Annotated in this window: 15 protein-coding genes; 8 read left to right on the forward strand and 7 right to left on the reverse strand. The window is 72.6% G+C overall.

Annotation, left to right across the window (positions count from 1 at the left end; all coding sequences use genetic code 11):
• The first annotated feature begins 271 nt into the window (after positions 1 to 271).
• The gene (locus tag ACFUK0_RS24275) at positions 272 to 760 is read left to right on the forward strand and encodes a universal stress protein (protein ID WP_380253606.1); all 489 of its coding nucleotides are present in this window, start codon (positions 272 to 274) and stop codon (positions 758 to 760) included.
• A gap of 75 nt (positions 761 to 835) precedes the next feature.
• On the opposite strand, the gene ACFUK0_RS24280 is transcribed toward ACFUK0_RS24275, so the two are convergent.
• The 4 genes from ACFUK0_RS24280 to ACFUK0_RS24295 form a co-directional block, all read right to left on the reverse strand.
• A complete protein-coding gene (locus ACFUK0_RS24280; RefSeq protein ID WP_380253608.1) occupies positions 836 to 2,023 on the reverse strand; it encodes an acyl-CoA dehydrogenase family protein in 1,188 nt (395 codons plus the stop codon).
• Positions 2,024 to 2,156: 133 nt separating this feature from the next.
• Complete coding sequence (locus ACFUK0_RS24285; RefSeq protein ID WP_380253580.1) at positions 2,157 to 3,140, reverse strand: hydroxymethylglutaryl-CoA lyase; 984 nt, start codon at positions 3,138 to 3,140, stop codon at positions 2,157 to 2,159.
• Complete coding sequence (locus ACFUK0_RS24290; RefSeq protein ID WP_380253582.1) at positions 3,137 to 5,509, reverse strand: acetyl/propionyl/methylcrotonyl-CoA carboxylase subunit alpha; 2,373 nt, start codon at positions 5,507 to 5,509, stop codon at positions 3,137 to 3,139. Before ACFUK0_RS24290 ends, ACFUK0_RS24285 begins: the two co-directional genes overlap by 4 nt.
• Positions 5,510 to 5,654: 145 nt before the next feature.
• A complete protein-coding gene (locus ACFUK0_RS24295) occupies positions 5,655 to 7,391 on the reverse strand; it encodes a carboxyl transferase domain-containing protein (RefSeq protein WP_380253584.1) in 1,737 nt (578 codons plus the stop codon).
• A gap of 122 nt (positions 7,392 to 7,513) precedes the next feature.
• On the opposite strand from ACFUK0_RS24295, the gene ACFUK0_RS24300 reads away from it, so the two are divergent.
• Complete coding sequence (locus ACFUK0_RS24300; protein WP_380253586.1) at positions 7,514 to 8,209, forward strand: TetR/AcrR family transcriptional regulator; 696 nt, start codon at positions 7,514 to 7,516, stop codon at positions 8,207 to 8,209.
• 410 nt (positions 8,210 to 8,619) lie between these two features.
• On the forward strand, positions 8,620 to 12,591 hold the full coding sequence (locus ACFUK0_RS24305) for an ABC transporter transmembrane domain-containing protein (RefSeq protein WP_380253588.1): 3,972 nt from the start codon (positions 8,620 to 8,622) through the stop codon (positions 12,589 to 12,591).
• 18 nt (positions 12,592 to 12,609) lie between these two features.
• Here the strand turns inward: ACFUK0_RS24305 and ACFUK0_RS24310 are convergent, their stop codons facing one another.
• Complete coding sequence (locus ACFUK0_RS24310; RefSeq protein ID WP_380253590.1) at positions 12,610 to 13,500, reverse strand: ATP-grasp domain-containing protein; 891 nt, start codon at positions 13,498 to 13,500, stop codon at positions 12,610 to 12,612.
• Between the two features lie 86 nt (positions 13,501 to 13,586).
• Here ACFUK0_RS24310 and ACFUK0_RS24315 point away from each other — a divergent pair, with 86 nt between their 5' ends.
• Entirely contained in the window at positions 13,587 to 14,129 is a 543-nt protein-coding gene (locus ACFUK0_RS24315) for an NUDIX hydrolase (RefSeq protein ID WP_380253592.1), read from the forward strand.
• Positions 14,130 to 14,146: 17 nt separating this feature from the next.
• On the opposite strand, the gene ACFUK0_RS24320 is transcribed toward ACFUK0_RS24315, so the two are convergent.
• Both ACFUK0_RS24320 and ACFUK0_RS24325 read right to left on the reverse strand, forming a co-directional pair.
• Positions 14,147 to 15,118, reverse strand: a complete 972-nt coding sequence (locus ACFUK0_RS24320; protein ID WP_380253594.1) for a hypothetical protein — start codon at positions 15,116 to 15,118, stop codon at positions 14,147 to 14,149.
• A 107-nt stretch (positions 15,119 to 15,225) separates the two neighbouring features.
• Positions 15,226 to 16,326, reverse strand: a complete 1,101-nt coding sequence (locus ACFUK0_RS24325) for an ABC transporter substrate-binding protein (protein WP_380253596.1) — start codon at positions 16,324 to 16,326, stop codon at positions 15,226 to 15,228.
• 302 nt (positions 16,327 to 16,628) lie between these two features.
• Between ACFUK0_RS24325 and ACFUK0_RS24330 the strand changes: the two genes are divergently transcribed.
• From ACFUK0_RS24330 to ACFUK0_RS24345, 4 genes are all read left to right on the forward strand, one after another.
• Positions 16,629 to 18,230: an APC family permease gene (locus ACFUK0_RS24330; protein WP_380253598.1), complete on the forward strand. Its 1,602-nt coding sequence runs from the start codon at positions 16,629 to 16,631 to the stop codon at positions 18,228 to 18,230.
• A gap of 196 nt (positions 18,231 to 18,426) precedes the next feature.
• The gene (gene trpS / locus ACFUK0_RS24335) at positions 18,427 to 19,455 is read left to right on the forward strand and encodes a tryptophan--tRNA ligase (protein ID WP_380253600.1); all 1,029 of its coding nucleotides are present in this window, start codon (positions 18,427 to 18,429) and stop codon (positions 19,453 to 19,455) included.
• A gap of 55 nt (positions 19,456 to 19,510) precedes the next feature.
• Positions 19,511 to 20,506: an LD-carboxypeptidase gene (locus ACFUK0_RS24340; RefSeq protein ID WP_380253602.1), complete on the forward strand. Its 996-nt coding sequence runs from the start codon at positions 19,511 to 19,513 to the stop codon at positions 20,504 to 20,506.
• 87 nt (positions 20,507 to 20,593) lie between these two features.
• Complete coding sequence (locus ACFUK0_RS24345; protein ID WP_380253604.1) at positions 20,594 to 21,277, forward strand: nucleoside/nucleotide kinase family protein; 684 nt, start codon at positions 20,594 to 20,596, stop codon at positions 21,275 to 21,277.
• The last annotated feature ends 460 nt before the right edge of the window (positions 21,278 to 21,737 follow it).

Genomic DNA, 21,737 nt, shown 5'->3' on the forward strand with positions numbered 1-21,737 from the left:
CGTTGTCCTTCCCTGTCGGCCCATCTCATGCGAAGAGCCTTGAGCCATGGCTGGTACTGAGCGTTCCCGACCGGTCGGCGCGGATAGCGTCGCGCCGTGGATCGGCAACCGCCCTCCCGGTGTCGCGAGCGGCGGAGAATCCTTCGCGGTCCGGGTGCGTGGCATCGTGCGCCGCAACCGGCCCAAGCCCCACCAGCGCGGTGAGGACGACCGGAACCGTACGGAGCGAGCCGTGACAGAACGCTTCGGTCCGGGCGCCGAGCGCGCGGGCCTGCCCGACGCGGCCGGCCTGCCCGAGCGGCCGGCAACGCAGGCTGAGGCCGTGCGTCCGTGCGACCCCGCGTTCCAGCACGGTGTGGTGGTGGGATTCGACGGCTCACTGTCCAGCGAGCGGGCACTCGCCTACGCGGTGGGAATGGCCCGTCGTTCGCAGTGCGGCCTGGTGATCGTGCATGTGGCGAACCGCCTGCCGGCCACGGTCTGGGCCGGCTGCGAGCCTCCCGTCTTCGTCGATCTGCCGGACCACCGTACGGAGGTCATAGGGCTGGAGCTGGCGTGCGCGGACTTCCTCTCCGGTGTTCCGTGGATCCTGGTCGAGCGTGGCGGGGACATCTGTCACGAGATCGAGGAGGTCGGGCGGGAGTACGCCGCCGACGCCATCGTGGTGGGGAGTACGCACGGACTGCTGGGAAAGATCTTCGGTTCGGTGTCCGGCAGGCTGGCACGCCGGGCCAACCGGCCGGTCATCGTGATCCCCTGAGGCCGCTTCAGGAGTCACGGCCCCGGGGACGCGCCGCCCGGGCGGCGCGTGCCCCGGTCGCCGCTCTCGGCACGATCAGGACTTCATGCCCAACTCCCGGGCGATGAGCATGCGCTGAACCTCCGAGGTGCCCTCCCCGATTTCGAGGATCTTGGAGTCGCGCCAGAACCGGGCGACCGGGAACTCGTTCATGAAGCCGTACCCGCCGTGGATCTGGGTGGCCTCCCGTGCGTTGTCGACGGCGGCCTCCGAGGAGTACAGCTTCGCGATGGCGGCCTCCTTCTTGAACGGCTCGGCGCGCAGCAGCCGGGAGGCGGCGTCCCGCCAGGCCAGGCGGGAGGTGTGCGCGCGCATCTCCATGTCGGCGAGCTTGAACTGGATGACCTGGTTGGCGCCGATGGTGCGGCCGAAGGCGCGGCGCGTACCGGCGTAGCCGAGTGACTGGTCGACGCACCCCTGGGCCAGGCCGGTGGCCAGGGCTGCGATGGCGATGCGGCCCTCGTCGAGGATCCGCAGGAACTGGGCGTAGCCGCGGCCGCGCTCGCCCAGCAGGTTGGCCGCGGGGACGCGGCAGTCGGTGAAGGACAGTTCACGGGTGTCGGATGCGTTCCACCCGACCTTGGAGTACTTCTTCGATACCTGGAAGCCCGGGGTTCCGGTGGGCACGATGATGGAGGAGATCTCCCGCTGTGGCGAGAGATCCTGTCCCTCTTCACTCGAACGAGCGATCGGTTCGGTGAGCGCGGTCACCGTGACCAGGCCGGTGATCTCGGTGCCCGAGTTGGTGATGAAGCACTTCGTGCCGTTGATGACCCACTCGTCGGTGGCCTCGTCGTACCGGGCCGTCGTGCGTGTCGCGCCGGCGTCCGAACCGCCCTCGGGCTCGGTCAGGCCGAAGGCGCCGAGCAGCTCACCCGACGTCAGCCGGGGCAGCCACTCGCGCTTCTGGGCCTCCGTGCCGAAGCGGTAGAGCGGCATGGCCCCGAGCGACACGGCCGCCTCCAGGGTGATCGCCACCGACGAGTCGACCCTGGCGAGCTCCTCCAGCACGAGGCAGAGCGCGAAGTAGTCACCGCCCATGCCGCCGTACTCCTCCGGGAAGGGCAGGCCGAACAGGCCCAGCCGGCCCATCTCCTTGATGATCTCGTACGGGAACTCCCCCTGCTCGTAGAACTCCCCGATCTTCGGGGCCACCACGTCCTGGGCGAATTCGGCGACGGTGCGGCGCAGTTCCTCGTACTCGGAATCCAGCCGGTGATCGATCATGGTGATCCTCCTGGGGCCCGGCGGGGTCTGCCGCGGGCTGAGTGGATGAGTCGGCGCCGGTCCGATGGTGTGACAGGCGTGCCGGTCGGGGCGTGGAGCGTGTGCGCTGCGGCCGGGGTGGGGCCGGGAGTCAGGCCCCGCCGCCGGTCAGGGCCTGGACGGTACGGGACGGGCTGGGACGGCCGAGGCGCTCCGCCATCCACGCGCTGGTGGCGACCAGTTCGCGGAGGTCGACCCCGGTGCCGATGCCGAGGCCGTGCAGCATCCAGACCAGATCCTCGGTGGCGAGGTTGCCGGTGGCACTCTTCGCGTACGGACAGCCGCCGAGGCCGCCCGCGGAGGCGTCCACCGTGGTCACCCCGCTGCGCAGGGCCGAGAGCGTGTTGCTGAGCGCCTGGCCGTACGTGTCGTGGAAGTGGACGGCGAGCCGGCCGACCGGCACGCCGGCCTGTACGAAGCCGTCCAGCAGGGCGGTGACCTGGGCCGGGGTGGCCACGCCGATGGTGTCGCCGAGGCTGAGCTCGGTGCATCCCATCTCCAGCAGCCGCACCCCGAAGCCGATCACCTGGGCGGGCGGTACCGGCCCCTCCCAGGGGTCGCCGAAGCACATCGACAGGTAGCCGCGAACCCGCAGCCCGGCCTCACCGGCCTGCCGGACGACCGGCCGGAACATCGCCATCGCCTCGTCGGCGGAGCGGTTGAGGTTGCGGCGCGCGAAGGTCTCGGTGGCGCTGGCGAACACCGCGATGTCGGTGACGCGGTGGGCCAGCGCGCGCTCCAGCCCGCGCTCGTTGGGCACCAGGACGGGCAGGCGCAGCCCGGGGTGGCGGGCCGGCAGGGCGGCGAGCCGGGGCACCAGGTCCTCGGCGTCCGCGAGCTGCGGTACCCACTTGGGATGGACGAAGCTGGTGGCCTCCACCGTCCGCAGCCCCGCCGCGGCGAGTCGGGTGATGAACTCGGCCTTCACCTCGACCGGGACGAGCGCGCTCTCGTTCTGCAGCCCGTCGCGCGGCCCGACCTCGTGGATCCGGACCTCGGCCGGCAGGGCCGGGTCCCGCACCGGGGCGGGGAGGCCGAGGTCGAGCGCATCCGGTTCGCGTCCGGCGGCGGTCACGACGTCACCCCCGCAGCTACGTCGGCGGAGCCGGTCGGGCCGGTTGCGGGGTCGTCAGAGGAACGGTCAGAGGAGCGGTCGGTGGAGCGGGGGGTGGAGCCGTCCGCGGGCCCGTCGAGCGGAGCGGAAGCCGGCTCGTCCTGCGGTGTCACGACGACGAGGAGTTCCTCCATCGCCACGGTGGCGCCGGCGACGGCCCTGAGTTCGCTCACCACGCCGTCGTGCGGAGCCGCGATCACGTGCTCCATCTTCATCGCCTCCAGGACGAGCAGGGCCTGGCCACGGCGGACCGCCTCTCCGGCCGCGGTCTTGACGACGGTGACGGTGCCCGGCATGGGGGCGGTCAGCGCGCCGTGGTGCGCGCCGGCCCCGGCGGCCCGCACATCGGCCGGGTCGTGCGGATGCAGGGCCCAGGTGTCGCCGTCGATGCCCAGCCAGGTCACCGGGCCCGAGGCGGTCGCGCCTGACGCATTGTCAGTGGCGTGTGCGAACGTCGTCTGCAGGCCGTCGACGGTGAGGTGCAGTCGTGGGCCGGACCGGACGGCGCGGGCCCGGTGGACGGGGCCGTCGTCGAGGCGGACGTGCAGGTCGGGGGAGGAGTCCGAAGGATTGTCAGTGGCCTCGGCTACGTTGCTCGCAGTGACGGGACGAACGCTCACCGAGACGGGATCCTGGCCGGGGGCCCGGAATCGGTGGGTGGTCCAGGCGGGCGATCCACCGAGACGCCAGCCGGACGGGAGGGAGAAGGGATCGGTCCAGCCCTCGGGCGAGGCCTGCACCGCGAGGTCCAGATGCCGTGCGAGCGCGGCTGCGAAGTAGAGGAGGTGCGCCGGCGTCGGAGCGGGCGAGGCGCTGGGATCGGCCGGAGAACCGGGATCAGCCGGAGAACCGAGAGCGGTCTGAGAGCCGAGTGCGGCCGGGGAGTAGGGAGAGGCCAGCAGTACAGGGGTCTGCTGGGCGGTTTCCTCGACCAGGCCGGTGTCGAGGCGTCCTGCGACGACGTCGGGGTGTGCGAGCAGTCGTCGCAGGAAGCCGCTGTTGGTGGTGACGCCGAGGATCCGGGTGTCCGCCAGGGCGCTGCGCAGCCTGCGCAGGGCGGTCGGCCGGTCCGGTCCGTACGCGATCACCTTCGCCAGCATGGGGTCGTAGGCACTGGTGATCACGGTGCCCGGGCCGACACCCGAGTCGACCCGGATGCCTTCGCCCTGCGGTTCGTCCAGGAGCAGGATGCGGCCGCCGGTCGGGAGGAAGTCCCGCTCTGGGTCCTCGGCGCAGATCCGGGCCTCGATGGCGTGGCCCAGGAAGGAGACGTCCGGCTGGGTGAAGGACAGGGCTTCGCCGGCGGCGATCCGGAGCTGCCACTCGACGAGGTCCAGCCGTCGCGGGTCCGGGGTGTGGCGGCCGATGGCGACGGCGAGTTCCGTGACGGGGTGCTCCACCTGGAGGCGGGTGTTCATCTCCATGAAGAAGAAGTCCAGGACGCCGGAGGGCGGCTCGGCGGCCGTGGGGTCGAGACCGGGAACGATGAACTCCACGGTGCCGGCCCCGGTGTAGCCGCAGGCCTCGGCAGCTCGGACGGCGGCCGCACCCATCGCTGCGCGGGTCTCGGCATTGAGCAGAACGGAGGGAGCCTCTTCGATCAGTTTCTGGTGGCGGCGCTGCAGGCTGCACTCGCGTTCGCCGAGGTGGACGGTACTGCCGTGGGTGTCGGCCAGTACCTGCACCTCGATGTGGCGGGGCCGGTCGATCCAGCGTTCGAGCAGGAGGGTGTCGTCGCCGAAGGCGATGCGGGCGACTCGGCGCGCCGCTTCGATCTCGGCCGGAAGGTCCGCCGGGTCGCGGACCAGTCGCATGCCCTTGCCGCCCCCGCCGGCCGAGGGCTTGAGCAGGACGGGGTAGCCGATCGCGGTCGCGGCCGCCGTGAGTTCGGCATCGCCGGGCGCGGTGTCCCGGCTGCCGGGGACCACGGGGACACCGGCGCTCCGGACGGCCGCCTTGGCGTTGATCTTGTCGCCCATCAGCTCGACCGCTGCGGGAGGAGGGCCGATGAACGTCAGGCCGGCGTCGGCGCAGGCGCGCGCGAAGGACGCGTTCTCCGCCAGGAACCCGTAGCCCGGGTGGACGGCCTGGGCGCCGGTGCGCACAGCCGCGGCGAGGATCTGGTCGGTCCGCAGGTAGGTCTCGGCGGCGGAGCTGTCGCTGCGGCCGGCCGGCCCCAGTCGCACCGCGAGGTCGGCCTCGCGGACGTGCGGGGCGTCCGCGTCCGCGTCGCTGAACACGGCGACCGAGCGCACGCCGAGCCGGCGCAGGGTCCGGATCACCCGGACGGCGATCTCGCCACGGTTGGCGACCAGAACTGTGTCGAACATGGGAGGCGTTCCTCCGGGTCGAGGGGAGCCGTACGAGAGATACGAGTGGTGCGAGAGAAACGAGCGAGGCGAGCGGGACGAGCGGAGGCACCGGGCACCGGGTGCCGGGAGGCCGGTGGCGCCGCGATGCCGCGGCGCCGGGGCCTCACATCCGGAAGACGCCGTACGGTGCGGGGGCGGGGAGCGGTGCGTTGGAGCAGGCGGTGAGGGCGAGGCCGAGCACCGTCCGGGTGTCCAGCGGGTCGATGACCCCGTCGTCCCAGAGCCGGGCGGTGGCGTAGTACGCGTTCCCCTGGCGCTCGTACTGCTCACGGACGGGCCGCTTGAACTCCTCCTCGGCCTCGGCCGCCCACGGTTCGCCGCCCTGCGCCTCGACCTGGTCGCGTCGGACGGTGGCGAGGACGGAGGCCGCCTGCTCGCCGCCCATCACGGAGATCTTCGCCCCGGGCCACATCCACAGGAAGCGCGGCGAGTACGCCCGGCCGCACATCGAGTAGTTGCCGGCACCGTACGAGCCACCGATCACCACCGTCAGCTTGGGGACGCGGGTGCAGGCCACCGCGTTGACCATCTTGGCGCCGTGCTTGGCGATGCCGCCGGCCTCGTACTGCCGCCCCACCATGAAGCCGGTGATGTTCTGCAGGAAGACAAGGGGGATGCCGCGCTGGTCGCACAACTCGATGAAGTGGGCGCCCTTGAGGGCCGACTCGGAGAACAGCACGCCGTTGTTGGCGATGATGCCGACAGGGTGGCCGTGGATCCGGGCGAAGCCGGTCACCAGGGTGGCGCCGTACTCGGCCTTGAACTCGGCGAAGCGGCTGCCGTCGACCAACCGTGCGATCACCTCGCGCACGTCGTACGGCGTGCGCGGGTCGACCGGCACGGCGCCGTACAGGCTCGCCTGGTCCACGGCCGGGGGTTCGGCCGGGCCGAGCGGCCAGGGCCTGGCCGGGCGCGGGCCGAGTCCGGCGACGATCGTCCGCACGATGGACAGGGCGTGGGCGTCGTCCTCGGCCAGGTGGTCCGTCACGCCCGAGGTCCGGGAGTGCAGGTCGCCGCCGCCCAGCTCCTCCGCGGTGACCACCTCACCGGTCGCCGCCTTCACCAGCGGCGGGCCGCCGAGGAAGATGGTGCCCTGGTTGCGGACGATCACCGCCTGGTCGCTCATCGCGGGTACGTACGCGCCGCCCGCGGTGCAGGAGCCCAGGACGGCCGCGATCTGCGGGATGCCCGCGGCGGAGAGCCGGGCCTGGTTGTAGAAGATCCGGCCGAAGTGGTCCCGGTCGGGGAAGACCTCGTCCTGCATGGGCAGGAAGGCGCCGCCGGAGTCGACCAGGTAGATGCAGGGCAGCCGGTTCTCCAGCGCCACCTCCTGGGCCCGGAGGTGCTTCTTCACCGTCATCGGGTAGTACGTGCCGCCCTTGACGGTGGCGTCGTTGGCGACCACCACGACCTCGCGCCCGGCCACCCGGCCGATGCCCGCGATGACGCCGGCGGCGGGTGCCGCGCCGTCGTACATGCCGTCGGCGGCCAGCGGGGCCAGTTCCAGGAAGGGGGAGGCCGGGTCGAGCAGGGTGTCCACCCGGTCGCGGGGGAGGAGTTTGCCGCGCGAGGTGTGCCGGTCGCGGGCCCTGGCCCCGCCGCCGAGCGCGGCGGCGGCGAGCTTGTCGCGCAGTTCGGCGACCAGGGCCTCGTGGGCGGTGGTGTTGGCCCGGAAGCTCTCCGAGCCGGGGTCGGCGGCGGTGCCGAGCCGGGGTGCCGGGGCACCGTCGGCGGCGGCACGGCCCGGAGCGCCGGGCGACGCCGTGGATGGACGCGCGCCCGGGCCCGCGTTCGGACCGCCGAAAGCGCCGGTGGGTACACCGGCGGTTGAGAAGACCATCCCAAGAGCTCCCTTGCCCTCGGAACCAGGTGGGCGGCAGGGCAGGATGAGCCCGCAACCCCCAAGTTAATGAGCGTTAACTCCTGCGGCCAGGTTAACGGGCGATAACCCGACTGTCTACGATGGGCAGCATGTCGAACGTCCCCGCTGCCCCCGCGCTCCCACGCCGTGACCAGATCCGCAAGGAGGCCGCGCGCCTGTTCGCCGCGCGGGGTTTCCTGGGTGTGGGTGTGGACGAGATCGGCAAGGCGGTCGGGATCAGCGGCCCCGGGCTCTACCGGCACTTCGCCGGCAAGGACGCGATGCTCGCCGACCTGTTGATCGGCATCAGCGAGCGACTGCTGGAGGAGGGCCGCCGTCGGGCCGGCGCCGCCACCGACGACGCGGGCGCGGCGGGCGCGCGGGACACCCTGGACGCGCTGATCCGCGGCCACGTGGATTTCGCGCTGGACGACCGCGACCTGATCACGCTGCACGACCGCGAACTGCTGCACCTCAAGGAGGAGGACCGCCGCCGGGTCCGGCGGTTGCAGCGCGGCTATGTCGAACTGTGGGTCGAGGTCGTCCGGGAGTCCTTCCCGCCGCTGGCTGCCCCGGAGGAGGAGCCGGTCGCGCGGGCGGCCGTGCACGCGGTCTTCGGCCTGCTCAACTCGACCCCGCACAGCCTCGGCCCGAACGGCGCCCAAGGCGCCCCCGGCGCCCACGGCGAGCGGACCGGCCTGCCCCGCGACGCCATGGCGGCCCTGCTGCACGGCCTCGCCCTCGGAGCCTTCGCGGCCGCTGCCGCGCAGGCGACGGTCCGCTCCGGCGTGGCCTGAGAGCCTCGCGGCCCGTCACAGCTCCCCACAGCTCCCCGTAGCCCCCCACAGTCCCTCATGGCCCGTCGCGCATGCCCGGGCGGCTCCGACCGGCTCCCGTCGGCCCCCTTCGACCGGGCCCTCGGGCTCCCTCCCGCAGGTCCCTTCCCGCCGGCCCCCGCCGGATCTCCCGGAGCCGGGTCGGACAGGAGGCCTAGGTCCATGGGCGGCCGGACGGGGGCCGTCGGGAGGGTGCGCTGACCCGGGTGCATCGTCCAGGCTGGTGACGGGCCGGACCGCCCGAGGAATCACCGGCGACCGATGGCTGTTGGTGCCACCGTCGGCCCGGCTGCCCGCCGGCCTGCGGGTTCGGCCGTCCCGGCCGGATTCGCGTGGACGGTCACGTGACGAAATGGTTAGTATCCCTAAATATGTCTGACACTCACGGATCCACGGCGGAGCTGTCCCCCGGTGGCGGCGCCGCCCGTCGGGCCGGCTCGGACAGCGGCGCCCCCGGCGACGGCACGGCGGGCGACGGCGGCGCAGGTCCGGGCTGGCTCCGCCGCCTCACCGGCTACTGCTGGCGGTACCGCCGCAACGTGCTGCTGGCGTTCGGAGCCTCGCTCGTCGGCATGGCCGTCACCGCGCTCGTTCCGCTGATCACCAAGTTGATCATCGATGACGTCATCACCGCTCACACCCGCTCGCTGGGCCCCTGGGCGGTGGCCCTGCTGCTCGCCGCCGTGCTCGTCTTCGTCTGCACCCAGGTCCGCCGGTACTACGGGGGGCAGCTCGCCCTCGACGTCCAGCACGATCTGCGCAGCGACCTCTTCCGTTCGCTCGGGCGGCTGGACGGCCACCGCCAGGACCGCCTGGACACCGGCCAGGTGGTCGGCCGGGCCACCTCGGACCTCCAGTTGATCAACGGTCTGCTGTCGATGCTGCCGATGATGACCGGCTACCTGGTCATGTTCGTGATGTCGTTCCTGGTGATGCTGTGGCTGTCGCCGCCGCTGACCCTGATCGCCCTGGTGATGGGCCCCGCCCTGTGGTGGATCTCGCTGCTCAGCCGCAAGCGGCTGTTCCCGGCGACATGGGCCGCGCAGCAGGAGGCGGCGGCCGTCGCCGGTGTGGTCGACGAGGCCGTCGGCGGCGTCCGGGTGGTGAAGGGCTTCGGGCAGGAGGCCCAGGAACTGGGCAAGCTGGAGGCCGCCTCCCGGGACCTGTTCGGGGCGCGGCTGCGCTCGATCCGGCTCACCAGCCGCTACAACCCGGCGATGCAGGCCATTCCGGCGCTCGCCCAGGTCGCCGTGCTGGCCTTCGGCGGCTGGCTGGCCGTGGACGGCCGGGTCTCGCTGGGCACGTTCGTGGCGTTCTCCACCTACGTGGCGCAGATGACCGGTCCGGTCCGGATGCTCAGCATGGTGATCACCGTCGGCCAGCAGGCCAGGGCCGGTGTCGAGCGGGTGCTCCAGCTGGTCGACGAGCGGCCGCTCGTCCAGGAGCGCCCGGACGCGACCGCACTCGACGTCCTGGACCCGGTCGGCCCGGTGGCGCCGCACGGGAGGACGGACGCCGGCACTCCCGCCCTGGAGTTCGACCAGGTCGAGTTCCGCTACGACCCGGAGCACCCGACGCCCGTCCTGCACGGCCTCAGCCTGCGGCTCGCCCCGGGTGAGACACTCGCGCTGGTCGGCTCCTCCGGTTCGGGCAAGTCCACCGTGGCGCAGCTCGTCCCTCGCTTCTACGACCCGACGGCGGGCACGGTCCGGCTGTACGGGCACGATCTTCGCGACCTCACGCTCGATTCCGTCCGCTCGGCGGTCGGCATCGTGCCGGAGGAGAGCTTCCTGTTCTCCGAGAGCGTCCGGACCAACATCGCGTACGGTCGGCCGGACGCGACCGACGAGCAGATCGAGGCGGCCGCGCGCGCGGCCCAGGCCGACGCGTTCGTCCGCGAGCTGCCGGACGGCTACGAGACCAGGGTCGGCGAGCAGGGCCTCACCCTCTCCGGCGGCCAGCGCCAGCGGATCGCGCTCGCCCGGGCGATCCTGACCGACCCGCGGATCCTGCTGCTGGACGACGCGACCTCGGCCGTCGACCCGCAGATCGAGGCGGAGATCCACGACGCGCTCCGCTCGGTGATGTCCGGCCGGACGACGCTTCTGATCGCGCACCGCCGCTCCACGCTGCAACTGGCCGACCGGATCGCCGTGCTCGACCAGGGCCGGCTGGTGGACATCGGTACGCACGAGGAACTGGACGGCCGATGTCCCCAGTACCGCGCCCTGATCTCCGACCACGAGGCCGGCAGGCCGGCCGCCCCCGCTGAGGGCCTCGCGAAGACCCCCGCCGCAGTCCCGGCCACGGCCGGACAGCAGCCCCCTGCCGACAGCGGCGCCGAGAGCAACAGCAGCGCCGTGAACAACAGCGGTGCCGTGAACAACGGCAGCACCGAGAACAACAGCAGCATCGAGGGCGAGAGCGGTACCGAAGGGGAGAGCACCCCCGTACCGGCCGGCGCGACGAAGGCCCTGGCCCGTGCCGCCCGGACGGCGAGCCCCGACCTCCTCGCCAAGGTCGCCGCACTGCCGCCCGCCACCGACACCCCGGCCGTCGCACTCGCCGAGGCCGAGGCCGGTGACCCGGACTTCACACTGCGCCGCCTGCTGGCACCGTTCCGCCGTCCGCTCGCGCTGGCCCTGCTGCTGGTCGCGCTGGACGCGGGCGCCGCCCTGGTGCTGCCGATCCTGATCCGGCACGGCATCGACGACGGCGTCACGAAGGCCGCGATGGCCGGCGTCACCGTCGCCGCGCTGGCCGCCCTGGTCGTCGTCGCGCTGGACTGGCTGGTGCAGGCCGCCGAGAGCCGGGTCAGCGGGCGCACCGGCGAGCGGGTCCTCTACACCCTGCGGATCAAGATCTTCGCGCACCTCAACCGGCTCGGCCTGGACTACTACGAGCGCGAGCTCTCCGGCCGCATCCTGACCCGGATGACCACCGACCTCGACTCGCTGACGAGCTTCCTGCAGACCGGTGTCGTCACGGCCGTGGTCAGCCTGCTCACCTTCTTCGGGATCTTCGCCGCGCTGCTGGTGATCGACGCGGGCCTGGCGCTGGTGGTCTTCGCCGTGCTGCCGTTCCTGATCGTGGCGACGCTGGTCTTCCGCCGGAAGTCCAAGGCCCAGTACGAGATCTCCCGGGACCTGATCAGCACGGTCAACGCCGACCTCCAGGAGAACGTCGCGGGGATGCGGATCGTCCAGGCGTTCCGCCGGCTGGACACCAACACCACCCGCTTCGTCGCCCGCGGGGTCGCCTACCGCGACGCCCGGGTGCGGGCGCAGCTCTACATCTCGATCTACTTCCCGTTCGTCCAGTTCCTCTCCAGCGTGGCCGCTGCGCTGGTGCTGATCGCGGGCGCCTCGCGGGTCGAGTCGGGCACGCTCACCGTCGGCGCGCTGGTCGCCTACCTGCTCTACATCGACCTGTTCTTCGCACCGGTCAACCAGCTCTCGCAGGTCTTCGACGGCTACCAGCAGGCGGCTGTCGGCCTCGGCCGGATCCGCGAACTGCTGCGCACCCCGACCAACACGGCCGTCGCCGCCGACCCGGTGCCGGTGACGACGCTGCGCGGCGAGATCGACTTCGACGACGTCGGCTTCGCGTACAACGGGGGCGGCGCCGGCAATCCGGAGGTGCTGTCCGGCGTCGGCCTGCACATCCCGGCGGGGCAGACGGTCGCGCTGGTCGGTGAGACGGGGGCCGGCAAGTCGACGCTGGTCAAGCTCGTCGCCCGGTTCTACGACGCGACCAGTGGCACCGTCCGGGTCGACGGCGTGGACATCACCCGGTACGACCTCGCCGAGTACCGGCACCGGCTCGGCGTCGTCCCGCAGGAGGCGTACCTCTTCGCGGGGACGGTCCGGGAGGCGATCGCGTACGGGCGGCCCTCGGCCTCCGACGCCGAGGTGCGGGCGGCGGCCGGGGCGGTCGGCGCGCACGACATGATCATGGGCCTGCGGGGCGGTTACGACCACGAGGTCACCGGCCGGGGGCGCAACCTCTCGGCGGGCCAGCGCCAGCTGATCGCGCTCGCCCGGGCCGAGCTGGTGGACCCGGACGTGCTGCTCCTCGACGAGGCCACGGCGGCTCTCGACCTGGCCACCGAGGCGGCGGTCAACCACGCCGCCGACCGGCTGACCGGGGGCCGCACCACCCTGGTCATCGCCCACCGGCTGACCACGGCCGAGCGGGCCGACCGGATCGTCGTCCTGGACCGCGGCCGGATCGTCGAGGACGGCACCCACACGGAGCTGCTGGCCCGGGGCGGCACGTACGCGAAGCTGTGGGCGGCGTTCACGGCCGACGGTCACCCGGCGCCGCAGCCCGTCGGGCGGTAGGGCCGGCCCCTCGCCGGCTCAGGCCGCCAGCAGTGCGCCGAGGAGGGCGGCGGCGTCCGCACCGACCGGGAGGTCGCTGACCTGGCCGTCGCCGACCTCGACCACCCGCCAGCCGGCGCCGTCGGCGCGCAGGGCGAGGTCGGTGGTGACGAAGCGGCAGCCGAGGGCGCGCACCAGCGGGCGGACGCCGGCGAGGTCCGGCTCGGGCGAGTGCCCGGGGGTGTCGGGGTGCGGGCCGACCAGGACGGCTTCGCCGTCCAGCCACCAGACCCGGGCCTCCGCCGCCCGGCCGTCCTCGGTGCGGGCGAAGTCCTCGAAGCGGCGCAGCACCACGCCGCCGGCCAGGAAGTCGTCCTGCAGTTCGACGAACCGCGCGACCACCCGTGCCAGCGTCGGCAGGTCGCCCAACTCGGGCACGTAGCAGGCCTCGTCCCATTCGTGCTTGCGGGACTTCACGTAGTCCTTGACGATCGCGGCCCCGCTGCCGCCGAGCCGGGCGGCGGCGCTCGCCAGCGCACCGGCGTCCGGCACGCAGCCGGGGGAGCTGACCGGGATCCACACACTGGACGGCGTCGCCCCCTCGAACACCTCGTACCAGCCGGGCAGTTCGTGTGCCGAGAGGTATCCGGCCGGGCTGGTGAGCAGTGCTCCACCGCGCCCGTCGAGCGCGGCGGCGAGGCCGGCGTACGCCGGCCCGGGGATCATCCAGCCCCGGTACCAGAGCGGGCCGAGCCCGACGGGCACCCGGCCGACGGCCCCGGCGGCGTCGCCGGCGAGCAGCGCGTCGTGGTCGACCAGGGCGTACGCGCCGCCCGACTCCCGCACCAGCCGGGCCTCCAGGGCGAAGTGCGGGTCCGGCCGGCGCGGGGCGAGCGGGTCGGCGGGGAACAGGATCGCGGGGACGGCCATGGGGCTCAGCGTACGGACCGGGCCGCCCCGCGGTCGCGCCCGGATCACGCTCGACGGCTGTGGCGGGCCTCTGCGAGGGTGGGCGGATGCGAATTCCTGGGTGGCGCCGTGGCCGGACTCCCCGGCGGGCGGCGCGAACCGTGGTGCTGGACCAGGACGGATCGGTGTTCCTGCTCCGCTCCGACAACCGCGAGGTCGGCGTGCACTGGACGATGCCCGGCGGCGGCATGGAGGACGGCGAGACCCCGCAGGAGGCGGCCCGGCGCGAACTCCGGGAGGAGACCGGCTGGACGGACCTCGCACCCGGCCCGCTGCTCTGCACCTGGGAGCACGATTTCACCTGGCACGGCATCCCCGTCCGCCAGCACGAGCACATCTTCCTGACCCGGGGCCCGCGCCGCGGACCGGTCGGCGACGTCAGCGCCGTGCACGCCGAGGACGGCATCATCGGCTGGCGCTGGTGGAGCCCGGCCGACCTCGCGAACGAGCGGACCGACGCGCTCTGGCCGCCCCAACTTCCCTCCCTGCTGGCCGCAGTGGGTCGGAGCTGGGCCGTGGACGGCGGACCGGTCGAACCGGTCGAGTTGGGCTTCGTCCCCAACGGCCTGCGGCCCGCGACCCCGGGCTGACCCGGGCTGAACCGGGCTCAGCCGGTCCGGCCCCGGCCCCGCGCGGCCGCCCCGGTAGGGCCGGTTGCAGGGCCGGCGCGCCAGCCGTGCAGGGCGAGTTCGCGGTCGTGCAGCGCCTCGGGGTTGATCAGCACGGACAGCTCGGCGCCCGGCAGGTCGTCGAACCCGAGGCCGGTCGCCGTCAGCAGCCGCTCGGTCGGGACGGACACCGCGATCGCCTCCCGCCAGGCGGGCAGGACGACCAGGCTGGTGCCCCGGCCCGGCCGGATGATCCGGGCGTCCACCAGGACGTACCGCTGCCCGCCCGGGTGACTCGCCGGATCCGGCAGTTTCGGTGTCCCGCCGATCAGTACGCCCAGCGGGGCCGCCGCGGGCGGACGTCCGGCGACAACCGGTCCGCTGCCGTCGGTTCCGCCGGCCGTGGGGGGCGTCGGGCGGGCGTCGGGCCGCTCCTCGCCACGGTGGTGGAGCCGGCTCAGCCGACGTGCCGGAGAGGGCCGCTTGACCCGTGGCGGTCCCTGGTCCGGCGGTGCGGCGGAGGGGACGGGCGCGGCGGGCAGTGCCCAGCGGCTGATGGGCCGGTTCCGGCGGCCGGCGGCGATCTCGACGGCGGCCTCGGCGGCCGCGGGCGACAGGTCCGTCCCGGCGCGGGCGAGCAGCTCCCGCACGTCGGCGGGGGAGCGCCGGCAGGCGGCCGAGAGCTCGTCGATCGTCGTGCCCCGCTCGTACGCGGCCCGCAGCCTGGCGCCGAGCCCGGTACGGAGGTTGGCGGCCGTGACGGCGCTCGCGCCCGCATCCCCCGCGTCGGGCACCCGCCGGTCGGGCACCCGCCCGTCCGCGGACCGGGGCGGCGGTACCGACGCACCGACGCCGGGCCCGAAGGCGTGGTCCGGGGCGCCGGCCGTGACCGAGCACACCGCGCCGCGCTCCACGGCGGAGGAGCGGCCGGGGCGCAGCGGATCGGATTCGGTCTGGTCGAGCGAGCTCATCGGCACGGGCCCTCCGGGGTGCGGTCGGGTCGATCCTGCCGCACCCCGGGATCAAGCTCCAAGAGGGAGGGGTACGGAGCCCTGGGGGAGTCCCGGGAGCGGCTGCCTCAGCCGGCGGGCGCGACGAACCCCTTCAGGTCGCTCAGCACCACGTTGGCGGCCATCACGCCCAGGCCGAGGAACCAGGTCTCGTCCGAGACCGGCCGGGCCTGGCCGGACTTGACCGCGCCGAGGGTCTTCCACAGCGGACCGCCCAGCACGGCGTCCTGGTTGGTGGCGCTCGGGGTGCCGTACACGCCGTAGAAGACCCAGTCCGCGTCGGCCTTGTCGATCTGCTCGGGGCTGATCTCGACCGCGAGTTCCTTGACCTGCTCGATCTTGGGCTGCGGGAGCGGGATGTCGGCGAGGATCGTGCCGATGAAGGACAGCTCGGCGTACAGGCGCGTCTTGCCGGGCATGAACCGCAGCGGGCTGATGGTGGGCTTCTGGGTGACACTGGCGCCGATGGCGGCGGCGGCGCTCCGGTACGCGGCGAGCTGCGCCTCGGCCTCCGCCTGGAGGCCGAACGGGCTCGCGTTGAGCACGAAGTTCTCCTTCCACGGGTAGCCGGGGCGGACGGAGAAGACGGTCGGCGCGATCTTGGAGAGCGAGGCGTACTGGTCCTGGGCGCGCAGCTGGCTGCCGAGGATCAGGTCGGGCTTGAGCGCGGCGATGGCCTCCAGGTTGAGGCTGCTGATGGTGCCGACGTTGGCCGGGCTGCCGGCCTTGTCCTTGAGGTAGGACGGCAGCGTCTTCGAGCCGTCGGTGTAGACGATGCCGACGGGCTGGATGCCGAGCGAGACGACGTTGTCGAGTTCGCCGGTGTCCAGGACGACGACCCGTACGGGCCTGGCGGGGATGACGGTCTCGCCGAGAGCGTGCTTGATGGTGCGCGGGTAGACGCCGGGGGCCGCGTCGGTGCCGAAGCTCTTCATCTGGTCGAGCACGGTGGCGTAGTCGTCGCCGCCCTGCTTCACGGACTTCTGGTCGGGCGAGGCACCCGTGGTCGCGCCGGAGGACGCCTTCGCGCTGCCGGTGGAGTTCCCGGAGCTGCCGCAGGCGCTGAGCAGCCCGCCGAGGGCCAGGACGGCGCCGCCGGTCAGGCCGGCGGCGAGGAACCGCCGCCGCGATGTGCGGGAGGCGGTCTGGTCGGCAGGGGTGGGGGCCACGCGGTGCTCCTCGTGCGACGGCCGGTGCGCAAGCACCAGGGTCCGGTTAGGTGAGGCAAACCTATCCGACCGTGACGCCCCGGCTGACCGCAGGTCGCCAAACGCCCTGGTCAACTCATCTCAAACTGGTACATAGGTGATGAATTGCCAGTCGTCAAATCCTTCAAAACGAAGGCTAACACGCTCACTACATAGGTATCTCATCGGATAAGTGCAAGATATTCGCTCGATTCGAAGACAGTGGTTCAGATCACCCGGGCCAGGACTACACAGCACTCCACCCCTGTACTTAGGGTGCCGGGGTGTTTGATCAGCAGCTCTCGGAGCACGGCAGCAGCGGACGGGCAACGGCGCCCACCGTCCCGACAGGCGCCCCGGACAGTGGCACCGGCGACGACGCCCCGGCGGCCGGGGAGGGCAAAGGCCTGCGCGGCAACTCCGTCGGACTGCTGGGCAGCGTCGTCCTCGGCGTCTCCACGGTCGCCCCGGTCTACTGCCTCACCGCGACCCTCGGGCCCACCGTCACCGCCGTCGGCGTCCAGATGCCGGCCGTGTTCCTGGCCGGCTTCCTGCCGATGCTGCTCGTCGCGTTCGCGTACAAGGAGCTCAACAAGGCCGTCCCCGACTGCGGCACCTCCTTCACCTGGACGGTCAAGGCCTTCGGTCCGCGGATCGGCTGGATGGCGGGCTGGGGCCTGACCGTCGCGACGATCATCGTGCTGTCCAACCTGGCCGGCGTCGCGACGGACTTCCTCTACCTGATGCTCGGCGAGATGACCGGCAGCCCGGCGGTGGCCGGCCTCGGCGACAACACCGCCGTCCACCTGCTCACCGTCGTCGCCCTGATCGCCGCCGCCACCGCGATGAGCTACCGGGGCATGACCGCCACCAAGTGGTTCCAGTACGGCCTGGTCGGGCTCCAACTGGCCGTCCTGCTGCTGTTCGCCGGCATCGCCGTCAGCAAGGCCGCCTCCGGCGACCTGCCGCACTCGGTCGGCTTCTCCCCGAGCTGGCTCAACCCCCTCGAAGTGGGCTCGTTCAGCGCCTTCACGGCCGGCCTGTCGCTGTCGATCTTCATGTACTGGGGCTGGGACACCTGCCTCACCATGAACGAGGAGACCCTCGGCAGTGCCAAGACCCCCGGCCGGGCCGCGATGATCTCGATGGTCACCCTGGTCACCTCGTACCTGCTGGTCGCCATCGCCGCCCAGATGTTCGCCGGCGTCGGCAGCACCGGCACCGGGCTCGGCAACCCGGACACCGCCGACAACGTCTTCGCCGCGCTCGCCCGGCCCGTGCTCGGCTCCCCGTGGAGCATCCTGCTCTTCCTGGCCGTGGTCGCCAGCGCCGCCGCGAGCCTGCAGACCACCTTCATCCCGGTGGCCCGCACCCTGCTCGCGATGAGCGCCTACAAGGCCGTCCCGCCGCGCTTCGGCAGCGTCCACCCCGAGCACCGCACCCCCGGCTACGCCACCGTCGCGGCCGGCATCGCCACCGCCGCCTTCTACGTCGGCATGACGCTGATCAGCGACCACGTCGTACAGGACACCATCAAGGCCCTCGGCCTGATGATCTGCTTCTACTACGCGCTGACGGCCTTCGCCTGTACCTGGTACTTCCGCCACGACCTGCGCCGCAGCGCACGCGACCTGGTGCTCAAGGGCCTCGCCCCGCTGCTCGGCGGACTGCTGCTGGCCGGCGTCTTCCTCAAGACCCTCACCGACGCCTGGGACACCGGCTACGGCGGCGGCGCCCTGTTCGGCATCGGCTCGGTCTTCGTCATCGGCGTCGGCATCCTGCTCCTGGGTGTCGTCCTGATGCTCGGGTACGGCATCCAGCGGCCCGAGTTCTTCCGCGGCGAGACGCTCCGCAGGGACACCCCGGCCCTCATCGTCGAGGACTGATCCCGCCCGGTCCTCCCTGGCTACCCCGCTATGCTCGACCCCATGAAGCGCTTCGCATGCCTGAGCTGGTGGCCGTCCTAGGACGGCCACCCCAGACATGACCCAGGGCCGTCCGAACGGACGGCCCTGCGGCATTTCCCCTCCCCGCTGCAGGCCTCCGCCGGACGGCAGGCACCCACCGGAGGAGAACCCCGCGATGACCACCACCACCCGGCACCACGAACCGGCCGCCGACGTCGCCGGCCGCCGTGTCCTCACCGGCGACCGCCCGACCGGCCCGCTGCACCTCGGCCACTACTTCGGCACCCTGCAGAACCGGGTCCGGCTCCAGCGCCAGGGCGCCGAACTCTTCGTCGTCGTCGCCGACTACCAGGTCATCACCGACCGCGACGTCGCCGACCGGCTCACCGAACACAGCGAGGGCCTGGTCGCCGACTATCTCGCCACCGGCCTCGACCCGGACCGCGCCACGATCTTCGCCCACAGCGCCGTGCCCGCCCTCAACCAACTGCTGCTGCCCTTCCTCAGCCTGGTCAGCGTCGCCGAACTCAGCCGCAACCCCACCGTCAAGGACGAGATCGCGCACTCCCGGCAGTCCGCCGTGAGCGGCCTGATGTTCACCTACCCCGTCCACCAGGCCGCCGACATCCTGTTCTGCAAGGCAGGCCTGGTACCCGTCGGCCAGGACCAGCTGCCGCACCTCGAAATCGCCCGCACCGTCGCCCGCCGCTTCAACGAGCGCTACGGCGAAGGCATCTTCCCGGCACCCGAGGCACTCCTCTCCGACGCACCGCTGCTGCTCGGCACCGACGGCACCAAGATGAGCAAGAGCCGCGGCAACGCCGTCCCGCTCGCCGCCGACGAGGACGAGACGGCCCGGCTCATCCGGGCGGCCCGGACGGACGCCGACCGCCGGATCACCTACGACCCCGCCGGCCGTCCCGGAGTGGCCGGCCTGCTCCTGCTCGCCGCGCTCTGCCAGGGCCGGGCCCCCGAGCAGATCGCCGAGGAGACCGGGGACGGCGGCGCGGCAGCACTGAAGCGCACCGTCACCGAAGCGGTCAACGAGCACTTGCGTCCGATCCGCGCCCGCCGGGCCGAACTCGCCGCCGACCGCTCCTACCTCCGGGACGTGCTGCGCACCGGAGCGGAGCGGGCCAACGCGGTGGCCGACGCCACCCTCGCCGAGGTCCGGGTCGCGATGGGGTCGGTGGGATCGGTCTGAGCCCGGCCGGGGCATACCTTGTACAGCCGACATTCTTTCTGGGGAGGACCTGGCGATGGCTCAGCACACGCCCGAGCACACGCCCGAGCAGACACCCGCACTTCTGGGCGGCTCTGCCGGCGGACTGACCCGGCCGCCCCGCCTCGCCCCGGGGGACCGGGTCGCCGTCGTCGCCCCCAGCAGCCCGATCGACGCCGTCCGCCTCAACGCCGGCTGCGCGATCCTGCGCTCCTGGGGGCTGGAGGTGGAGGTGGCGGCCCACGTCCTCGACACCCACCCGCGGCTCGGCCACCTCGCCGGCCGCGACGCCGACCGGGCCGCCGACCTCCAGTCCGCCTGGCTCGACCCCGGCGTCGCCGCCGTCATCTGCGCCCGCGGCGGGTACGGCGTCCACCGCATGGCCGACCTGCTCGACTGGTCGGCCATGCGGGCGGTGCCGCCCAAGGTGCTCGTCGGCTTCAGCGACGCCACCTCACTGCACGAGGCCTTCGCCCAGCGGATCGGCGTCGCCACCCTGTACGGCCCGATGGCCGCGGCTGCCTCCTTCGTCACGGACGGCCCCACCGCCGAACACCTGCGCCGGACGCTCTTCGACCCGGCGGCCGCCACCGTCCTCACCTCGGCCACCGCCACCGCCCTGATCCCGGGGCAGGCCCGCGGCATCACGGCGGGCGGCTGCGCCTCCGTCCTGGTGGCGGACCGGGGCACCCCCGGCGCACGGCCCTCCTTCGAGGGCACCGTCCTCGTCCTGGAGGACGTCAACGAGCAGCCCTACCAGCTCGACCGCATCCTCACCCAGCTCCTGCGGTCCGGCGCCCTGGAGGGCGTGGCCGGCGTCGCGCTCGGCTCCTGGGAGGGCTGCGGGCGGCCCGAACGCGTGCGGGAGGTCATGCTCGACCGCCTCGGCCCCCTCGGCGTGCCCGTCCTCTGGGAACTCGGCTTCGGCCACAGCCCGTCCACCCTCACCGTGCCGCTCGGTGTCCCCGCCCTGCTCGACGCCGATGCCGGGGCCCTCACCCTGGAGCTGCCGGCACTGGCGGAACGCCCGTGAGCCCAGCCCGGCCGGCGGCTCCCGAGTCCGGCGGCTCGTGAGTCCGGCCGTGCCTGAGTCCCAACGGGGCCTGAGTAGGGTGCGGACATGCACGACGACAACCCGGCGGCCCTGACCGCGCAAGCACTCCGCCTCCTGCACGGGCCCGGCAGTGGCAGTCGTACGATCCTCGGCCTCACCGGCCCGCCCGGAGCGGGCAAGTCGACCCTGGCCCGGCACCTGGTCGCCGAGGTCCGCCGCGCCGAGGGCCCCACCAGCGCGGCCTACCTCCCGCTGGACGGATTCCACCTCTCCAACGGACAGCTCGACCGCCTCGGCCTGCGACACCGCAAGGGAGCCCCGGCCACCTTCGACGCGCACGGGTACGTCGCACTGCTCAGGCGTGTGACCGAGGACCGGTTCCGGGAGATCTACGTACCCGACTTCGACCGGGACCTGGACGAGCCGGTGGCCGCCCGCCACGTCGTCGCACCACAGGCCCGCCTCATCGTCACCGAGGGCAACTACCTCGCATCCACCGACACCCCCTGGCCGGAGGCCCGCGGCCTGTTGCGTGAACTCTGGTACGTCGACACGCCGGACGCGGAGCGCGAGATCCGGCTCCTGCAGCGGCACATGGCCGGCGGCCGCCCCGAGACCGAGGCCCGACACCGTGTCACCTCGAACGACCACCCCAACGGCGAGTACGTGAAGGCGGCCCGCGCGTTCTGCACGAGAACCGTCCGCGTGGGGGATTTGCCTCTCCCGCCCGGTACCCGTAGTGTTGACTAGTCGCTCGGCAGGGAGCACCGGACACGCAGTCAGCGCGGACGGTCCCGGGGCGGCCACTCCACGAAACACCTTCCTCTGCATCGCCATGGGTTTCGCTTCGGCGTATTCCAGTGCGATTAATTGGTGTGTGTGCGTTTAGTGGATTGGGTCGGATTCGCCTTTCGGGGCGGGGCTCGGCTAAAGTTCGGAGCGTCGGACGGGCCATCAGGTCGGTTCGGCACAAGCCTCCTGGAGGCCGGGAAGCACGAAAGACTCTGCTAGAGTCTGGGAGTGCCGAAAGGCCGCAGGAAAGCGAGTCAGGGAAGCGAAACTCCGGTAAACGGAGCGGAAAATATCTGATAAGCTGGTAACACGAAAGAACGAAGCGCCCGGAGAGACCGTGAGAGCGGCTCGAAGGAAGTGTCCGTTCCTTGAGAACTCAACAGCGTGCCAAAAGTCAACGCCAGATATGTTGACATCC

The sequence above is a fragment of the Kitasatospora sp. NPDC057223 genome (assembly GCF_042669755.1).
In the GTDB taxonomy this organism is placed as follows: Bacteria; Actinomycetota; Actinomycetes; order Streptomycetales; family Streptomycetaceae; genus Kitasatospora.

Bases quoted from the DNA above. Each gene is read 5' to 3' on its own strand.
- ACFUK0_RS24295 (WP_380253584.1), bottom strand. From the start codon at position 7,391: ATGGTCTTCTCAACCGCCGGTGTACCCACCGGCGCTTTCGGCGGTCCG.
- ACFUK0_RS24340 (WP_380253602.1), top strand. From the start codon at position 19,511: ATGGCTCAGCACACGCCCGAGCACACGCCCGAGCAGACACCCGCACTT.
- ACFUK0_RS24345 (WP_380253604.1), top strand. From the start codon at position 20,594: ATGCACGACGACAACCCGGCGGCCCTGACCGCGCAAGCACTCCGCCTC.
- ACFUK0_RS24290 (WP_380253582.1), bottom strand. From the start codon at position 5,509: ATGTTCGACACAGTTCTGGTCGCCAACCGTGGCGAGATCGCCGTCCGG.
- ACFUK0_RS24300 (WP_380253586.1), top strand. From the start codon at position 7,514: ATGGGCAGCATGTCGAACGTCCCCGCTGCCCCCGCGCTCCCACGCCGT.
- ACFUK0_RS24320 (WP_380253594.1), bottom strand. From the start codon at position 15,118: ATGAGCTCGCTCGACCAGACCGAATCCGATCCGCTGCGCCCCGGCCGC.
- trpS (WP_380253600.1), top strand. From the start codon at position 18,427: ATGACCACCACCACCCGGCACCACGAACCGGCCGCCGACGTCGCCGGC.
- ACFUK0_RS24310 (WP_380253590.1), bottom strand. From the start codon at position 13,500: ATGGCCGTCCCCGCGATCCTGTTCCCCGCCGACCCGCTCGCCCCGCGC.
- ACFUK0_RS24305 (WP_380253588.1), top strand. From the start codon at position 8,620: ATGTCTGACACTCACGGATCCACGGCGGAGCTGTCCCCCGGTGGCGGC.
- ACFUK0_RS24315 (WP_380253592.1), top strand. From the start codon at position 13,587: ATGCGAATTCCTGGGTGGCGCCGTGGCCGGACTCCCCGGCGGGCGGCG.